General features: G+C 69.2%; 13 protein-coding genes. 10 read left to right on the forward strand and 3 right to left on the reverse strand.

Annotated elements, in window-relative coordinates; all coding sequences use genetic code 11:
- Positions 1-43 precede the first annotated feature (43 nt).
- Positions 44-1312, reverse strand: coding sequence for an urea ABC transporter substrate-binding protein (gene urtA, locus QM772_RS06845; protein ID WP_415134841.1), 1269 nt, complete (start codon positions 1310-1312; stop codon positions 44-46).
- A gap of 289 nt (positions 1313-1601) precedes the next feature.
- Here urtA (QM772_RS06845) and QM772_RS06850 point away from each other — a divergent pair, with 289 nt between their 5' ends.
- From QM772_RS06850 to urtE, 7 genes are all read left to right on the forward strand, one after another.
- Entirely contained in the window at positions 1602-5000 is a 3399-nt protein-coding gene (locus QM772_RS06850) for an ATP-binding protein (RefSeq protein WP_415134843.1), read from the forward strand.
- Positions 4984-5880, forward strand: a complete 897-nt coding sequence (locus QM772_RS06855; RefSeq protein WP_415134845.1) for a response regulator — start codon at positions 4984-4986, stop codon at positions 5878-5880. The genes QM772_RS06850 and QM772_RS06855 overlap by 17 nt, the downstream gene beginning before the upstream one ends.
- A 194-nt stretch (positions 5881-6074) precedes the next feature.
- Entirely contained in the window at positions 6075-7346 is a 1272-nt protein-coding gene (urtA, locus tag QM772_RS06860) for an urea ABC transporter substrate-binding protein (RefSeq protein ID WP_415134847.1), read from the forward strand.
- A gap of 261 nt (positions 7347-7607) precedes the next feature.
- Entirely contained in the window at positions 7608-9092 is a 1485-nt protein-coding gene (urtB, locus tag QM772_RS06865; RefSeq protein WP_415139505.1) for an urea ABC transporter permease subunit UrtB, read from the forward strand.
- Positions 9089-10198: an urea ABC transporter permease subunit UrtC gene (gene urtC, locus QM772_RS06870; protein ID WP_415134849.1), complete on the forward strand. Its 1110-nt coding sequence runs from the start codon at positions 9089-9091 to the stop codon at positions 10196-10198. Before urtB ends, urtC begins: the two co-directional genes overlap by 4 nt.
- On the forward strand, positions 10195-11079 hold the full coding sequence (gene urtD / locus QM772_RS06875) for an urea ABC transporter ATP-binding protein UrtD (RefSeq protein WP_415134851.1): 885 nt from the start codon (positions 10195-10197) through the stop codon (positions 11077-11079). The genes urtC and urtD overlap by 4 nt, the downstream gene beginning before the upstream one ends.
- Positions 11080-11148: 69 nt before the next feature.
- A complete protein-coding gene (gene urtE / locus QM772_RS06880; protein WP_415134853.1) occupies positions 11149-11841 on the forward strand; it encodes an urea ABC transporter ATP-binding subunit UrtE in 693 nt (230 codons plus the stop codon).
- Positions 11842-11982: 141 nt separating this feature from the next.
- Here urtE and QM772_RS06885 read toward each other — a convergent pair whose 3' ends face one another.
- Positions 11983-12813 (reverse strand): urease accessory protein UreD, encoded by an 831-nt coding sequence (locus tag QM772_RS06885; RefSeq protein ID WP_415134855.1) that lies wholly within the window; start codon positions 12811-12813, stop codon positions 11983-11985.
- A gap of 113 nt (positions 12814-12926) precedes the next feature.
- Here QM772_RS06885 and QM772_RS06890 point away from each other — a divergent pair, with 113 nt between their 5' ends.
- Both QM772_RS06890 and QM772_RS06895 read left to right on the forward strand, forming a co-directional pair.
- A complete protein-coding gene (locus QM772_RS06890; RefSeq protein ID WP_415134857.1) occupies positions 12927-14036 on the forward strand; it encodes a Dyp-type peroxidase in 1110 nt (369 codons plus the stop codon).
- 3 nt (positions 14037-14039) lie between these two features.
- Entirely contained in the window at positions 14040-14849 is an 810-nt protein-coding gene (locus tag QM772_RS06895) for a family 1 encapsulin nanocompartment shell protein (RefSeq protein WP_415134859.1), read from the forward strand.
- A 2-nt stretch (positions 14850-14851) separates the two neighbouring features.
- On the opposite strand, the gene QM772_RS06900 is transcribed toward QM772_RS06895, so the two are convergent.
- Complete coding sequence (locus tag QM772_RS06900) at positions 14852-15790, reverse strand: LysR family transcriptional regulator (RefSeq protein WP_415134861.1); 939 nt, start codon at positions 15788-15790, stop codon at positions 14852-14854.
- Positions 15791-15882: 92 nt separating this feature from the next.
- On the opposite strand from QM772_RS06900, the gene QM772_RS06905 reads away from it, so the two are divergent.
- Positions 15883-16851, forward strand: coding sequence for a tripartite tricarboxylate transporter substrate-binding protein (locus tag QM772_RS06905; RefSeq protein WP_415134863.1), 969 nt, complete (start codon positions 15883-15885; stop codon positions 16849-16851).

Here is a 16851-nt window from a genome sequence, read left to right on the forward strand (position 1 = left end):
ACGGTGGACGCCCTCCCCCGGCCTGGGGAAGGGAGCGGGCGGATTACTGGTAGCCCTTGGGGAACGGATCGGGCTTGATGAGTTCGGGCGATTCGGCGACCACCTTGAAGGTGGCGTCCGGCTGGCCCTGGGCGATGCGCGACTTGCTCCACAGGTGGTGGTTGGCATCGACCTTGACGTAACCCTCGGGCGCGGTCTTCAGCTCGATGCCGGGCGAAGCGGCGACCACCTTATCGACGTCGAAGCTGCCGGCCTTCTCGACCGCCGCCTTCCACAGCCAGGGCCCCAGGTAGCCGGCCTGCGTCACGTCGCCGATGACGGCGTTCTTGCCGTACTTGGCCTTGAACGCTTCGACGAACTTCTTGTTGTTGGCGTTGTCCAGCGTCTGGAAGTACTTCATCGACGAGTAGAAGCCGGCGAAGTTCTCGCCGCCCACGCCGGTCATCTCGTCCTCGGTGACCGACAGCGTCAGCAGGAACTGCTTGTCGCCGGTGATGCCGGCGGCCTTGAGCTGCTTGTAGAAGGCCACGTTGGAGCCGCCCACCACGGCGGCGAAGATGCAGTCGGGCTTGGCGACCTTGATCTTGTTGATGAGCGAGTTGAAGTTGGTGTGGCCCAGCGGGTAGTACTCCTCGCCCACCACCTTGCCGAGCTTGCCCACCGTCTCGATGTGCTTGCGCGCGATCTTCATCGAGGTGCGCGGCCAGATGTAGTCGGAGCCGACCAGGAAGAAGGTCTTGGCCTTCTTCTCCTTGGCGCCCCAGTCCAGACCCCAGATGATCTGCTGCGTGGCCTCCTGGCCGGTGTAGATGACGTTCTTGCTCTGCTCCAGGCCCTCGTAGAAGGTGGGGTAATAGAGCAGGCCGTTCTCCTTCTCGAAGATCGGCAGCACCGCCTTGCGCGAGGCGCTGGTCCAGCAGCCGAACACGGCGGCGACCTTGTCGTTGACCAGCAGCTTCTTGCTCTTTTCGGCGAAGGTCGGCCAGTCGGAAGCGCCGTCTTCCTTGATGACGCGGATCTTGCGGCCCAGGATGCCGCCCATTGCGTTGATCTGGTCGATGGCCAGTTGCTCGGCCTGGATCGAGCCGGTTTCCGAGATCGCCATCGTGCCGGTGGCCGAGTGCAGTTGGCCGACCACGACCTCGCTGTCGGTGACCGCCAGCTTGGTGGTGTTGACCTGGGCCGTGGGCGGCGTCTGGGCGCGCGCCAGGCCAGGCAGGCCGCCGGCCATGGACAGCGCGCCCATGCCCATCAGCAGACGGCGGCGGCGCTCGCTGGTCAACGGGCCAGTGGATGCGGAGCGGGTTTTCATGAAGCTCTCCTAAGACAAGACCTGGGACGCCCGTCTCGGGCGCTGGGCGGCACGGCGCCACCACGGCCTGAAGACTACGGATCGCATCAGGGAAAACCCATACGTCATTTGACGTAGTGGCGCCTCGGAGGTGCCAGTTCTTATGAATGAAATTGGCCTCCATCGCTCGCCAGTCAAGCGCTGGAAGCTATGAATAGAGAAGCAAATCGCACTCGGCCCCGACGCGCCCCGGAACGCTTCTTGCGGCAGCAGTTGGTTACGCCCCATTCCCTGGGTGCACCCCAATTCGATGAGTCACGCACCACAAACGATCTTTCCCATCCGCCGCGAATACAACGCCTGGGTCGCCGACGAAACGCTGGAGGATTACGCCCTGCGCTACACGCCCCGGGCGGCACGCAAATGGAGCGAATGGCGCGTGGCCAGCACCGCCTTCGGCGGCACCTCGTTCCTGGCGCTGGAGGCCATCGGCGCGGCCGTGGCCCTGAACTACGGCTTCACCAACGCGCTGTGGGCGATCGTGGTGATGGGCGCGGTGATCTTCCTGACGGCGCTGCCGATCTCCGTGTGCGCCGCGCGCTACGGCCTCGACATGGATCTGCTGACGCGCGGCGCCGGCTTCGGCTACCTGGGCTCCACCCTCACCTCGCTGATCTACGCCAGCTTCACCTTCATCTTCTTCGCCGTCGAGGCGGCCATCATGGCCCTGGCCCTTCAACTGGCGTTCGACTGGCCGCTGATGGCCTGCTACCTGCTGTCGGCGCTCATCGTCATCCCGATGGTGCTGTGGGGCATCACCTTCATCTCCCGCCTGCAGGCGTGGACGCAGCCCGTCTGGGCGCTGCTGCTACTGGCGCCGTTCCTGTGGTTCGCCGTCCGGCAACCCGAGCTGTACACGGGGGTGACGCTGCTGTCCGGGCTCAGCTCCGGCCACGCCGATTTCGACTGGCTGTCCTTCGGCGCCGCCGCCACGGTGATCTCCGCCCTGCTGGTGCAAGTGGGCGAGCAGGTGGACTACCTGCGCTTCATGCCCGCCAAGACCGCCGCCAACCGCGGGCGCTGGTGGGGCGCGGTGCTGCTGGGCGGCCCGGGCTGGATACTGATGGGCGCGCCGCGCATGCTGGGCGGCGCCTTCCTGGCCTACGTGGCGCTGCAATACGGCGCCAGCCTGAAGCAGGCCGCCGACCCGACGCAGATGTACCTGGCGGCCTACCTGCGCATGCTGGGCGACTACCCGGCCGCCCTCGCCTGCATGGTGCTGTTCGTCGTGCTCTCGCAAGTCAAGATCAACGTCACCAACGCCTACGCCGGCTCGCTGGCCTGGTCGAACGTGTTCGCGCGCCTGACGCGCAACCACCCCGGCCGCGTGGTGTGGCTGGTGTTCAACGTCGGCATCGCCACGCTGCTGATGATGCTCGGCGTCTACGGCGCGCTGGAGAAGGTGCTGGGCATCTACAGCAACGTCGCCGTCGCCTGGGTGGGCGCGCTGGTGGCCGATCTGGTCATCAACAAGCCGCTGGGCCTCAGCCCGCCGGGCACCGAGTTCCGCCGCGCGCACCTGTACGACCTGAATCCGGTCGGCCTGGGCGCCATGCTGGCCGCCGCCGCGCTGGGCGGCGCGGCCTACACCGGCCTGCTGGGCGACTGGGCGGCGGCGTTCTGCCCCTTCATCGTGCTGGCGACGGCGATGCTGCTCTCGCCGCTGATCGCCCGGGCCACGCGCGGGCGCTGGTACATCGCCCGCGCGCCGGCGCCGCTGGCGCGCGGAGAGCTGGTCTGCGTGGTGTGCCAGAACCGCTTCGAGCGCGCCGACATGACAAGCTGCCCGGCCTACAGCGCGCCCATCTGCTCGCTGTGCTGCTCGCTCGACTCGCGCTGCCACGACCGCTGCAAGCCGCCCGACGCGCGCGCCGAGGCGCAGGTCTGGCAGACCATCGCCTTCGCCCTGCCCCGGCCGGTAAGCCGGCGCATCAACTTCGCGGTGGCCCAGTACATCGGCGTGGTGCTGCTGATCGCCGCCACGCTGGCGGCGGTGCTCGGCATCGTGTACGTGCAGGAAGGCCTGCACGCCGACGCCCAGGCGCTGCGCGAGCCGTTCCTGAAGGCGTTTTCCCTGCTCATGGCGTTGGGCGCGCTGTGCGCGTGGTGGGTGGTGCTGGCCAGCGGCAGCCGCCGCATGGCGCAGGAGGAATCCGAGCGCCAGACCCAATTGCTGCAAAAGGAGATCGACGCGCACTCGCGCACCGACATGGCCTTGCAGACCGCCAAGGAGCAGGCCGAAGCCGCCAGCCAGGCCAAGACGCGCTACGTCGCCGGCATGGCCCACGAGCTGCGCACGCCGCTCACCAGCATCCTCGGCTACGCTCAGCTCCTGCTGCGGCGCGGCGAGCTGTCGGCCGAGGTGCGCGAGTCCATCGCCACCGTGCACCAAAGCGGCCAGCACATGCACGCGCTGATCGACGGCGTGCTGGACCTGGCCCGCATCGAGGCCGGCCGCCTGCGCCTTGACCTGGCGCCGCTGCATTTCCCGACCTTCCTCGACCAGCTCGCCCGCATGGTGCGCCCGCAGGCCGACGCCAAGCGGCTGACATTCCAGGTGGAGCGGGTGGGGCGCCTGCCGGCCTGGGTGCGGGCCGACGCCAAGCGGCTACGCCAGATCCTCATCAACCTGCTGGGCAACGCGGTGCGCTTCACCGACGCCGGCCACGTCGTGCTGCGCGTCGAGGGGCGCGGCGACGTGCTGCGCTTCGACGTCGAAGACACCGGCATCGGCATCGACGCGCAGGACCAGGAGCGCATCTTCATGCCGTTCGAGCGCGGCAGCGCCGGGCGCCGCACGGCATCGGCCGGCACCGGCCTGGGGCTGGCCATCACGCAGATGCTGGCATTGCTGATGGGCGGCGAGCTGTCGGTGCGCAGCGCGCGCGGGCACGGCAGCACGTTCAGCGTGCGCCTGTACCTGCCCGAAATCGCCCCGCCAGCGCGCAGCACGGCGCTCGCCGCGCCACCCGACCAGTCGATCACAGGCTACGAGGGGCGCCGCCGTCGACTGCTGGTGGTGGACGACGAGCCGGTTCACCGCCAACTGCTGGCGGGCCTGCTGATTCCGCTCGGCTTTTCCGTGCATGAAGCCGCCAGCGGAAGCGAATGCATCGAGGCGCTGGACCACGCCCTGCCCGACGCCATCCTGCTCGACCTCACGATGGACGACCTGAGCGGCTGGCAGACCGCCGCGCTGATACGCACCCGCTTCGGCGCCAGCGAACTGCCCATCGTCATCGTCTCGGCCGACCTGTTCGAAAACCAGGGCGAGCAGGTCGAACAGGCCGGCTGCCAGGGCTTCGTGGGCAAGCCGGTGATCGAATCGCAGTTGCTGCGTGTGCTGGGCAGCGCCCTGGGGCTGCAATGGCTGCGGGAGCGCGAGCCGCCGCCAGCGCACGAAGGTCAGGCGCCCGCGCCCGCCGACCTGACGCAACTGCCGGCAGCGCTGCGCCGGCAGTTGCAGCGGCTCTCGCGCCAAGGCAACGGCAGCGGCCTGCGGAAGTTGCTGCGCGGCGTCGCCGAAGAGCAGCCCCGGCTGGCACCGGCCATGCAAGCGCTGTCGGTGTACGTGAACCAGTTCGACTTCAAAGGCCTGACCCAGGCCCTGACGGATGATTCTCTCGACAATGATGACGACGACGCATGACCCCCTGGCACGCATCATCCTGGTGGTGGACGATGCGCCCGAGACCCTGTCCCTGCTGTGTGACACGCTGGCGCTGGAGGGCTACACCGTGCTGGTCGCGCGTGACGCCCAGGAAGCGCTGGCCCGCATGGAAATGACGGTGCCCGACGCCGTGCTGCTGGACGCCGTCATGCCCGGCGACAGTGGCTTCGCGCTGTGCCGCCGGCTCAAGCAGGAGCCATCATGGACGCACGTGCCGGTGATCTTCATGACCGGCCTGTCCGCCACCGAGCAGATCGTCGAAGGCTTCGCCAGCGGCGGCGTGGACTACGTCATCAAGCCGCTGAAGCTGCCCGAGGTGCTGGCCCGCCTGGCCACCCACCTGCGCAACGCGCAAGCCACGCGCCTGGCGCGCGAGGCGGTGGACATCGCCGGCCTCGGCGTGGTGCTGGTGGACGCCAGCGGGCGCGTGGCCTGGCGCTCGCCGCAGGCCACGCAATGGCTGGATCAGGCCCTGGCCGAGGCCCTCGAGCCGGCCCGGGCGCAGCGCGCCTGGCTGGCGGACACCCTGCGCGACGGCGAATCGCAGCTCGCGCTGCCGGGCGGCGCCACCCTGCAGGCCCGCAGCTTGGGCCAGGCCGGGCTGGGCGAGGCGATGGTGCTGCTGCGCCACGCGGCGGCGGCATCCCCGGCGAGCAGCCGACTGGACCACGCCGCCCTCACCCCGCGCGAAACCGAGGTGCTGGCCTGGCTCGCCAAGGGCAAGACCAACCGCGACATCGCCGACATCCTCGACATGAGCCCGCGCACCGTCAACAAGCACCTGGAGCACATCTTCGAAAAGCTGGGCGTGGAAACGCGCACGGCGGCGGCGGCGATCGCTGGGCAATTGTTCGGGTAGCCCGGAGACCCGCCGAGACGGACATTGCTCTATTTTGGCGCTCGCGCACCAGAACACGCCCGCAATCTGGGCGATTCGCACCAAAACACGGCGAACTTGGGCCCCATGCTCGCGCACGCCCGCTGGCACGGCCTTTGCGATGCACCACATCAAGCCACTTTCGGCTTCATTCCACCCCACAAGGAGCCTCGCAAATGCAACGTCGTTTCACTCTCCAGGCGCTGGCGGCCGCCGCCACGCTCGCCGGCCTCGGCGCCCTGCCGGCGCACGCGCAGGACACCATCAAGGTCGGGGTGCTGCACAGTCTCTCGGGCACCATGGCCATCTCGGAGACCGTGCTCAAGGACACGGTGCTGATGGCCATCGACGAGATCAACGCCAAGGGCGGCGTGCTGGGCAAGAAGCTGGAGCCCGTGGTGGTGGACCCGGCCTCCAACTGGCCGCTGTTCGCCGAAAAGGCCAAGCAGCTGCTGACGCAGGACAAGGTGGCCGTGGTGTTCGGCTGCTGGACCTCGGTCAGCCGCAAGTCGGTGCTGCCGGTGTTCGAGGAACTCAACGGCCTGCTGTTCTACCCCGTGCAATACGAGGGCGAGGAGCTGAGCAAGAACGTGTTCTACACCGGTGCCGCGCCCAACCAGCAGGCCATTCCGGCCGTCGATTACCTGATGAGCAAGGCTGGCGGCGCCGCCAAGCGCTGGGTGCTGCTGGGCACCGACTACGTGTACCCGCGCACCACCAACAAGATCCTGCGCGCCTACCTCAAGAGCAAGGGCGTGAAGGACGCCGATATCGACGAGAAGTACACCCCCTTCGGCCACAGCGACTACCAGACCATCGTGGCCGACATCAAGAAGTTCAGCCAGGGCGGCAAGACGGCGGTGGTGTCCACCATCAACGGCGACTCCAACGTGCCCTTCTACAAGGAGCTGGGCAACGCCGGCCTGAAGGCCAAGGACGTGCCGGTGGTGGCCTTCTCCGTCGGCGAGGAAGAGCTGCGCGGCGTGGACACCAAGCCGCTGGTGGGCCATCTGGCGGCGTGGAACTACTTCATGAGCATCAAGAGCCCGGCCAACACCGAGTTCATCAAGAAGTGGAGCGACTACGCCAAGGCCAAGAACATCGCCGGCCACAAGGACAAGCCGCTCACCAACGACCCGATGGAAGCCACCTACATCGGCATCAACATGTGGAAGCAGGCGGTCGAGAAGGCCAAGAGCACCGACCCCGACAAGGTCATCGCCGCCATGGCCGGCCAGACCTTCAAGGCGCCCAGCGGCATCACCAGCAAGATGGACGAGAAGAACCACCACCTGCACAAGAGCGTGTTCATCGGCGAGATCCAGGCCGACGGCCAGTTCAAGGTGGTGTGGAAGACCAAGGAACCCGTGCGCGCCAAGCCTTGGAGCCCGTTCATCGAGGGCAACGACAAGAAGAAGGACGAGCCGGACGGCAAGTCAAAAGTTTGACCACCCCCGTTGGCATCGGCTTCACTGCGTGTGGCCGATGCCCTCCCCCCTCAAGGGGGCGCACCCACTGGCCGGGGGAACCCCGGCCACGGGTGCCTTGGCATGGCCCGCTCCGCGGCCATCTGATCGAGACGGCTTCGTCCCCCTGCATTCCAGAACCTCGTGACCACTCCCCCGCGCCCTTTCTTGCACCTGCTGGCCGCCCTGCTGCTGCTCTTCGCCGCGCAGGCCCGCGCCCTGACCGCCGACGAGGCCCGGGCGATGGCCGTGGGCGATGCCGAGGAGCGCATCGCCGCCATGAACCAGGCGGTGGCCACTGCCGACGAGAAAACCGCCGCCTTCCTCCAGGCCCTGGCTGATGAAGCGGTGAAAACCACCGACACGCAGGTCTTCGTCATGGACGGCGACAAGGGCCATGACCCGGTGACCGGCGCCGAGCTGAAGGTGCCCGACGATGCCGAGGACGTGGTCAACAACAACTACATGCGCAGCGCCATCGACGCCGCCCAGGCCGCGCTGCGCCTGGCCAGCCCCGACGCGGCGGTTCGCCTGGCAGCGGCCGGCACGCTGTTCAAGGATCCGGACGCCAGCCGCCTGCCGCTGATCGAGAAGGCGCTGGCGGCCGAGGCCGACACCGCCGTCAAGGCCCGGCTCGAACTGGCGCGCGCCGCCTCGTTGCTCGGCAGCGACGACGCCGCGCAGCGCCTGGCCGCCGCCAAGGCGCTGGGCGACAGCAAGCACCCCGACACCAAACTGCTGCTCAACCAGCGCCTGGCCGACGAGAACGATCCGCCCGTGCAGGCCGCCATCCGCGCCAGCATCGCCGGCATCGACGAGGCGCTGGTCTGGGGCGAACACCTGGGCACGCTGTTCACCGGCGTCAGCCTGGGCTCGATCCTGCTGCTGGCCGCATTGGGCCTGGCCATCACCTACGGGCTGATGGGCGTCATCAACATGGCGCACGGCGAACTCATCATGATCGGCGCCTACGCCACCTACGTGGTGCAGGGCCTGTTCCGCCAGTACCTGCCGGGCGGGTTCGACTGGTACCTGGCGGCGGCGGTGCCGGTGGCCTTCCTCGCCTCGGCGGGGGTCGGCGCGGTGCTGGAGCGTAGCGTGATCCGCTTCCTCTACGGCCGCCCGCTGGAGACGCTGCTGGCCACCTGGGGCATCAGCCTGGTGCTGATGCAGGCGGTGCGCTCGCTGTTCGGCGCGCAGAACGTGGGCGTGGAGAACCCGTCGTGGATGAGCGGCGGCTGGCAGGTGCTGCCCAACCTGACGCTGCCGTGGAACCGCATCGTCATCATCGCCTTCGCGCTGGCCGTGCTGGCCGGCGTGGCCTGGATGATCGGGCGCACGCGGCTCGGGCTGTTCGTTCGCGGCGTCACGCAGAACCGCCCCATCGCCGCCTGCATGGGCGTGAACACGGCGCGCACCGACACCTATGCGTTCGCCCTGGGCTCCGGCATCGCGGGCCTCGCGGGCTGCGCGCTCAGCCAGGTGGGCAACGTGGGGCCGGATCTGGGGCAGAGCTACATCGTCGATTCGTTCATGGTGGTGGTGCTGGGCGGTGTGGGCCAGCTCGCGGGCACGGTGTACGCCGCGCTCGGCCTGGGCATGGCCAACAAGCTGCTGGAGGGCTGGACGGGCGCCGTGCTGGCCAAGATCGCCGTGCTGGTGTTCATCATCGTCTTCATCCAGAAACGCCCGCAGGGCATCTTCGCCCTGAAAGGACGCGAGGCATGACGACTTCCATCGCCCTGCCTGCCCGCGCCCCGCTGCTCTCGCGTGGCGGCTGGGCCGCCTTCCTGCTGGCGCTGATCGTGGTGTGCGCGCTGGCACCGGTGCTCAACCTGGCGGTGCCGGCAGGCAGCCCGCTGCACCTGTCGGACTACATGGTCGGCCTGCTGGGCAAGATCATGTGCTACGCCATCTGCGCGCTGGCGATGGATTTGATCTGGGGCTACACCGGCATCCTGTCGCTGGGCCACGGCCTGTTCTTCGCGCTGGGCGGCTACATGATGGGCATGTACCTCATGCGCCAGATCGGCCGCGACGGCAGCTACAAGAGCGACCTGCCGGACTTCATGGTGTTCCTGGACTGGAAGGAGCTGCCCTGGCACTGGTGGCTGTCCGACAGCTTCATCGCCACGCTGGTGCTGGTGGTGGCGGTGCCGGGGCTGGTGGCGCTGGTGTTCGGCTGGTTCGCCTTCCGCTCGCGCATCAAGGGCGTGTATTTCTCCATCATCACGCAGGCGCTGACGGTGGCGGCCATGCTGCTGTTCTTCCGCAACGAGACGGGCTTCGGCGGCAACAACGGCTTCACTGACTTCAAGCGCATCCTGGGCGCGCCCATCGCCACGCAGCACATGCGCATGCTGCTGTTCGTGCTGACGGGCGTGGCGCTGCTGGGCTTCTTCCTGCTGGCGCGCTGGCTGGTGCGCAGCAAATACGGCCGCGTGCTGCAAGCCATCCGCGACGCCGAGACCCGCGTCATGTTCTCGGGCTACGCGCCGCTGCCCTACAAGCTGTCGATCTGGGTCATCAGCGCCATGATGTGCGGCGTGGCCGGCGCGCTGTACGTGCCGCAGGTGGGCATCATCAACCCGGGCGAGATGAGTCCGGCGGCTTCGATCGAGATCGCCATCTGGACGGCGGTGGGCGGCCGCGCCACGCTGGTGGGGCCCATCGTCGGTGCCTTCCTGGTCAACGGCGCCAAGAGCTGGCTGACGGTGGCCGCGCCCGAGTTCTGGCTGTACTTCCTGGGCGGGCTGTTCATCGCCGTCACGCTGTTCCTGCCCGAGGGCGTGGTGGGCCTGGTGCGCAAGCTGGCGCGGAGGGCGAAGGCATGACGCCCGACCTGATGGAAGCCGGCGCCGAGCGCCTGGCCACGCACACCGCCCGCGCCGTGACGGGCAAGACCGAATCGGGCGGCCGCAGCGCCGGCTACGCGCGGCCGCTGCTGGCCGGCGAGGTGGACGTGACGCACGGCCGCATCCTGTACCTGGAGGACGTGCACGTCAGCTTCGACGGCTTCAAGGCCATCAACGGCCTCAACCTAGACATCGCCCCCGGCGAGCTGCGCTGCGTCATCGGCCCCAACGGCGCCGGCAAGACGACGATGATGGACATCATCACCGGCAAGACGCGGCCCGACCAGGGCACGGTGTTCTTCGGCAGCACCATCGACCTGCTGCGCCACAACGAGCCCGAGATCGCGCAGCTCGGCATCGGCCGCAAGTTCCAGAAGCCCACGGTGTTCGAGCAGCTCAGCGTGTTCGAGAACCTGGAGCTGGCGCTGAAGACCGACAAGCGCGTGCGCCCGTCGATGGTGTTCCGCCTCGACTCGGCGCAGACCGATCGGCTGGCCGAGGTGCTGCGCACCATCCACCTCGCCGCGCACGTGGCGCGCCCGGCCGGCCTGCTGAGCCACGGGCAGAAGCAGTGGCTGGAGATCGGCATGCTGCTGATGCAGGACCCCAAGCTGCTGCTGCTCGACGAGCCCGTGGCCGGCATGACCGACGAGGAAACCGCGCGCACCGCCGAGCTGTTCCTCAGCCTGAAGGGGCGCCACAGCCTGATGGTGGTGGAGCACGACATGCACTTCATCCGCGCCATCGCCGGCGAGGCGGGCACCGTCACCGTGCTGGCCGAGGGCAGCGTGCTGGCGCAGGGCACGCTGGACGCGGTGCAGGCCGACGAGCGCGTGATCGAGTCGTACCTGGGGCGGTGAAAACTATGTTTTTAATAGCTGCCAGCGCACGTCCAGCAAGCGCTGGAGGCCGATTTTCCTTATAAAACCATGCTGAACGTCCAGGGCATCAACCAGTTCTATGGCGGCTCGCACATCCTGCGCGACGTGGGCTTGCAGGCGCGCACCGGCAAGGTCACCGTGCTGCTGGGCCGCAATGGCGTGGGCAAGACCACGCTGCTGAAAAGCCTGATGGGCCTCGTGCCCATCAAGACCGGCCAGATCGAATTCAACGGCCAGCCGATGCACGGCCGCACGCCCTACGAGCGCGCGCGCGCCGGCATGGGCTACGTGCCGCAGGGGCGCGAGATCTTCGGCCGCCTGTCGGTGGAAGAGAACCTGCGCATGGGCCTGGCCTACCGCCCCGCCGGCACGCCGATTCCGCCCGAGCTGTACGAGCTGTTCCCGGTGCTCAGGCAGATGCTGCACCGGCGCGGCGGCGACCTGTCGGGCGGCCAGCAGCAGCAGCTGGCCATCGCCCGCGCGCTGGCGCCCGGGCCGAAGCTGCTGATCCTGGACGAGCCGACCGAGGGCATCCAGCCCAGCATCATCAAGGACATCGGCCGCGTGATCCGCATGCTGGCCGACCGCGGCGACATGGCGATCCTGCTGTGCGAGCAGTACTACGACTTCGCCGAGGAACTGGCCGACGACTACCTGGTGATGGAGCGCGGCGAGGTCATCGCGCGCGGCCCCGGCAGCGAGATGGCGGCCAAGGGCATTAGGCAGCTCGTGGCGATCTGACGACGAAAACCGCCTCGGACCGGGAGGCCGCGGAGCAGGCCATGCCAGTGCACCCGTGGCCGGGGTTCCCCCGGCCAGTGGGTGCGCCCCCTCGAGGGGGGATGCCGCAACATCGCGCAGCGAGTGGAGCAACGGGGGTGGTCACATTGCCCAAATGCGCGGCGGCACGGCAGGCATGCTCCAGAAGTGCCCGCGCCACACCGCCCACACCTGGCGCAGCAAGCCCACGGCCGGCTCCGTCACCGGCGCCAGCGCGCGCACCACCAGCAGCCGATCGTCCAGCACGGTGGCGCCGCACTGCGCGGCCAGCGGGTGCGCATCCAGCACCTCGCGGGTCAGCTCCAGCGCCTGCTCGCGCCCGGCGCGCGCCAGCGGACTGCCGCTGGCGTAGAACAGCGTCGCCACGCAGCGCTGGCCGGCCAGGCCGAGCGGGCTGCCCAGCAGGCGGGCGTCGGCGGCGTCGATGCGCGCCTGCTCCAGCCACACGCCGGGCCACTCGATGCGCTGCGCCAGCCAGCCACGCTCGAACGGCTGGCCCGCGTGCGGCAGGCCCAGGCCCACCACGTCCCAGCCCATCAGCGCGGCGCCGGGCGCCAGCGCCAGCGCCAGTCGGTTCTCGGCCCGCGCGCCGGGGTACACAAGAGTCTCCAGCGGCAGCCACTCCAGCCGCGCGCCTTCGGCCAGGTGCAGCCGCACGTCCTGCACGGCAGGCAGCCCATCGCTGCGGTAGAAGCGCGTGGCGCCTGGCGTGCTGATCAGGCCATGCGCCCCGCCGTCCACGTGGACGGTCACATCCAGCCGGTCGCCGCCCGCGATGCCGCCGGGCGGATGCACCAGCACGTTGTGGCAGACCCGGGGCGACTCGGGGTACAGGCTCTTGAGCACGCGCAGCGGCCCCTCGTGCCGGTGGCGCGCCACGGTGCGGCCTTCGGCCGGTGCGTAGCGGATGTCGAGCGTGGCGTTCCAGGTCATGGGTCGCCGCCGATTACACCATCGGCGCACGTCCAGCTTGCTAGACTTGTGCGAACAAGTCGCCCCACCACGGCGGCGCCCGATCCCCGCACGATGCCCTCCCGACAACCACCATGGCCGACGCCCCGATCCCCTCGCTGACCGCCGATCCGGCCGCCGCCGAGCAACCCGAGCCGCAGCCGGTGGTCGAGCAGCAGGGCATGGCGGCGCACTTCATCGTGCTCGGCATCGAGCCGGGCCCCGCCGCCGAGGAGAAGGTGCGCGCCTTCTTCGGCAACGCCGCCGGGCTGACGCGCAGCGTCGGCCGGCGGCTGCCCGAGCACCGCCTGAACATGGTGGTGGGCATCGGCGCCGCCGCCTGGGACCGGCTGTTCGGCGCGCCCCGCCCCGCCGCCCTGCACGAGTTCCGCGAGCTGCGTGGCAACAAACACCACGCGCCCGCCACCCCGGGCGATCTGCTGCTGCACATCCGCGCGCAGACGGTGGACATGTGCTTCGAGCTGGCCATGCAGGCCATGCGCGCGCTTCATGGTGCCGTGCGCCCGGTGGACGAGGTGCACGGCTTCCGCTACTTCGACGCCCGCGCCATGATCGGCTTCGTCGACGGCACCGAGAACCCCGAGGGCCGCGAGGCGCTGGAGGCCACGCTGATCGGCGACGAGGACCCGGGCTTCGCCGGCGGCAGCTACGTCATCGTGCAGAAGTACCTGCACGACATGGCCGCGTGGCAGGCGCTGTCCACCGAGGAGCAGGAGCGCGTGATCGGCCGCACCAAGGCCGACGACATCGAGCTGGCCGACGACGTGAAGCCCGCCAACTCGCACGTGGCGCTGAACGTGGTGGAGGACGAGGACGGCAATGAGCTGGCCATCGTGCGCGCCAACCTGCCCTTCGCCATGCCTTCGCGCGGCGAATACGGCACCTACTTCATCGGCTACGCGCGCGACCCCGCCGTGACCGAGCTGATGCTGACCAACATGTTCATCGGCCGCCCGCCCGGCAACCACGACCGCCTGCTGGACTTCAGCACCGCCGTCACCGGCACGCTGTTCTTCGTGCCCTCGCAGCCGATGCTGGAGGCGCTGGCGGACGGCAACCCGCTGGCGGCGGCAGCCGACGAATCCGGCGCGGCTCCTCAGCCCGCCGAGCCGGCGGCCGGCACGCTGCGCATCGGCTCGCTCAAGGGGCAGCCGCAGTCCGCATCGCCCACCCTCAAGGAGTAACGCATGAACAACCTGCACCGTGAACTCGCCCCCGTTTCCGACGCCGCCTGGGCGCAGATCGAAGAGGAAGTGGCCCGCACCTTCCGCCGCAACCTGGCCGGCCGCCGCGCCGTGGACGTGGAAGTCGCCGACGCCGGCGCCAAGTGCTCGGTCGTCGGCACCGGCCACCTGAAAACGCTGCAAGCGCCGCAGGAAGGTGTGATCGCCCGCCAGCGCGTGGTCATGCCGATGGTGGAACTGCGCGTGCCCTTCGAGCTGTCGCGCGAAGCCATCGACGACGTCGAGCGCGGCGCCGACGACTCCGACTGGCAGCCCGCCAAGGACGCCGCCGAGCAACTGGCCTACGCCGAGGACCGCGCCATCTTCCTGGGCTACGCCGCCGCCGGCATCGAGGGCGTGCGCGAGGGCACGTCCAACCCCGTCCTCACGCTGCCCCAGCAGGCCATCGAGTATCCGGACGTGGTCGCCGCCGCGCTCAAGCAACTCAAGCTGGTGGGCGTGGACGGTCCCTACGCCGCCGTGCTGGGCGCCGAGGCCTACACCCTGCTGCAAGAGGCCAACGACAAGGGCTACCCGGTGCTGAACCACATCCAGCGCCTGGTGGGCAGCGAGAACATCCTCTGGGCGCCGGCCATCGAAGGCGCCTATGTGTTGTCCACGCGCGGCGGCGACTTCGAGCTGCACCTGGGGCGCGACCTGTCCATCGGCTACCTGAGCCACACCGAATCGGCCGTGAAGCTGTACCTGGAGGAAACCTTCACCTTCCGGCTTCTGACCGCCGAGGCGGCGGTGGCGATCCTGCCTGCAAAGTAAATTCAGCCGGCCTGCGCCGTACCGCGAAGGAGCAGTTCGAAGCCCTTCGTGCTCGCGAGCAGCCGCGCCAGGATGTCGATGAAGGCATCGATGCGCGCCGGCCGGAACCGCCCCGCCACGGTCACCGCCTCGATCGGCACCGGCTCCAGCTCCCACCCCGGCAGGATGCGCCGCACCCGCCCCGCTGCCAGGTCGGGGCCGCAGAGCCAGGGCGCGGCCGCCCCCACGCCCAGCCCCAGTTGCACGGCGCGGTAGCTCGCCAGCAGGCCATCGGTCGCGAAATCGGACTGCATCTGCACCTCGCGCCGTTCGCCGGTGCGGGTCGAGCACAGCACCAGGCGGCCGTGGACGTGCGGGATCAGGCCGATGAGCGGGTGCTTCTCCAACCCCTCCGGCTGCCGCACCGCCCGCCCCGGGTAGTCCCTGGACGCGATCAATATCCGGTGCATCAGGCCGAGCCGGCGCACGTGCAGCGTCTGGTCGCTGCAACCGCCCGCGCACACCCACAGGTCCGCGCCGTCACGGATCAGGTCCACCGGGCCATCGGTCAGCCGCAACCGCACCTGCACCTGCGGAAATGCCTGTCGGTACTGGGCGATCGCGTCCAGCAGAAAGTTGTTGCCGTAGCCGTGTGGGCCGACGATGGTGAGCAGGCCCTTGGGCACCGAGGTGGTGGCCTTCAGGTCCTGCTCCCACTCCGACCACACGTCGGCCCAGGCCATGGCCTTGCGTTGCAACTCGGCGCCTTCCGGCGTGAGGTGGAAGCGGTGGGTGGTGCGCGCCGCCAGCCGCGTGCCCAGCATGGCCTCCAGGTCGCGCAGGCGGCGGCTCACGGTGGGCTGCGTCGTGCCCAGCACCTTGGCGGCCGAAGTGAGGTTGCCCTGCTGCGCCACGGCGAGAAAAGTCAGGATGAGATGCAGCCGGTCCAGCCGTTTGGTCATACGCACGACGCATGAAAGCTATCGAGGCAAGCATGCTACCCAAGGATGCGGGGCGGCATGAACATGCGGATTACCACCCACGGAGAATTCCCATGCACACCCCTCGCCAGCTTCTCGCCGTCTCGCTCTCTCTCATGGCCTTCGGTGCGTCCGCGCCGGCCCAGGAGGCCAAGCCGCCAGTGCGGCTGATCGTCGGCTACCCGGCAGGCGGGTCGGCCGACGCGGCGGCCCGCATGTTGGCCGAAGGACTCCGCGACGAACTCAAGGCAACCGTGCTGGTGGAGAACCGGGCCGGCGCCGGCGGCCAGATCGCCGCCGACTACGTCCGCGCCGCCCCGGCCGACGGCACGGCCCTCCTGGTGGCCAACTCGCACATGATGGTGATGCTGCCGCTCACATCCAGGGCCGTGAAGTACGACCCGGTGGCGGACTTCAAGCCCGTGGGCCGCATGACCAGCTTCTACGAAGCCATCGCGCTGCCCGCCTCGGTGCCGGCCAAGGACATCCGCCAATGGACGGACCTGGCGCGCGGCGACGCCAAGTTCGCCAGCTACGGCGTGCCGGCAGCGGGCAGCGTCTCCCACTTCATCGGCTACAAGCTGGGCAGCGACGCCAAAGCGACCCTGCAAGCCGTACCCTACAAGGGCGCCGCGCCGCTGGTGCAGGACCTGCTCGGCAGCCAGATCAACGCCGGCATCCTGCCGATCCTCGACGTCGCGCCGCACGCCCAGTCCGGCAAGCTGCGCGTGCTGGCGGTGAACGGATCGCAGCGCGCGCAGCTGCTGCCCTCGGTGCCGACGCTGAAGGAGCTCGGCGTCAGCGGCTTCGACTCGCTCGAATGGACGGCGCTGTTCGCACCCAAGGCCACGCCCGAGGCCACCCTCCAGCAGATCAACGCGGCGCTGAGCAAGGTGCTGATGCAGCCGAGCATCAAGGAGCGGCTGCTCAAGCTGGGCATGGAATCCCACCCGAGCACGCCCGCCGAACTGGGCGCGCTGGTGGGCAGCGATCTCGCCACCTGGGGACCAGTGGTCAAGGCCTCCGGCTTCACGATCGACTGA

Origin of the sequence: Ottowia sp. (assembly GCF_047601385.1) — a bacterium.
In the GTDB taxonomy this organism is placed as follows: domain Bacteria; phylum Pseudomonadota; class Gammaproteobacteria; order Burkholderiales; family Burkholderiaceae_C; genus Ottowia.

Coding starts and splice junctions, on each gene's coding strand:
- urtA (WP_415134841.1), bottom strand. CDS start 1,312: ATGAAAACCCGCTCCGCATCCACTGGCCCGTTGACCAGCGAGCGCCGC.
- QM772_RS06850 (WP_415134843.1), top strand. CDS start 1,602: ATGAGTCACGCACCACAAACGATCTTTCCCATCCGCCGCGAATACAAC.
- QM772_RS06855 (WP_415134845.1), top strand. CDS start 4,984: ATGACGACGACGCATGACCCCCTGGCACGCATCATCCTGGTGGTGGAC.
- urtA (WP_415134847.1), top strand. CDS start 6,075: ATGCAACGTCGTTTCACTCTCCAGGCGCTGGCGGCCGCCGCCACGCTC.
- urtB (WP_415139505.1), top strand. CDS start 7,608: ATGGCCGTGGGCGATGCCGAGGAGCGCATCGCCGCCATGAACCAGGCG.
- urtC (WP_415134849.1), top strand. CDS start 9,089: ATGACGACTTCCATCGCCCTGCCTGCCCGCGCCCCGCTGCTCTCGCGT.
- urtD (WP_415134851.1), top strand. CDS start 10,195: ATGACGCCCGACCTGATGGAAGCCGGCGCCGAGCGCCTGGCCACGCAC.
- urtE (WP_415134853.1), top strand. CDS start 11,149: ATGCTGAACGTCCAGGGCATCAACCAGTTCTATGGCGGCTCGCACATC.
- QM772_RS06885 (WP_415134855.1), bottom strand. CDS start 12,813: ATGACCTGGAACGCCACGCTCGACATCCGCTACGCACCGGCCGAAGGC.
- QM772_RS06890 (WP_415134857.1), top strand. CDS start 12,927: ATGGCCGACGCCCCGATCCCCTCGCTGACCGCCGATCCGGCCGCCGCC.
- QM772_RS06895 (WP_415134859.1), top strand. CDS start 14,040: ATGAACAACCTGCACCGTGAACTCGCCCCCGTTTCCGACGCCGCCTGG.
- QM772_RS06900 (WP_415134861.1), bottom strand. CDS start 15,790: ATGACCAAACGGCTGGACCGGCTGCATCTCATCCTGACTTTTCTCGCC.
- QM772_RS06905 (WP_415134863.1), top strand. CDS start 15,883: ATGCACACCCCTCGCCAGCTTCTCGCCGTCTCGCTCTCTCTCATGGCC.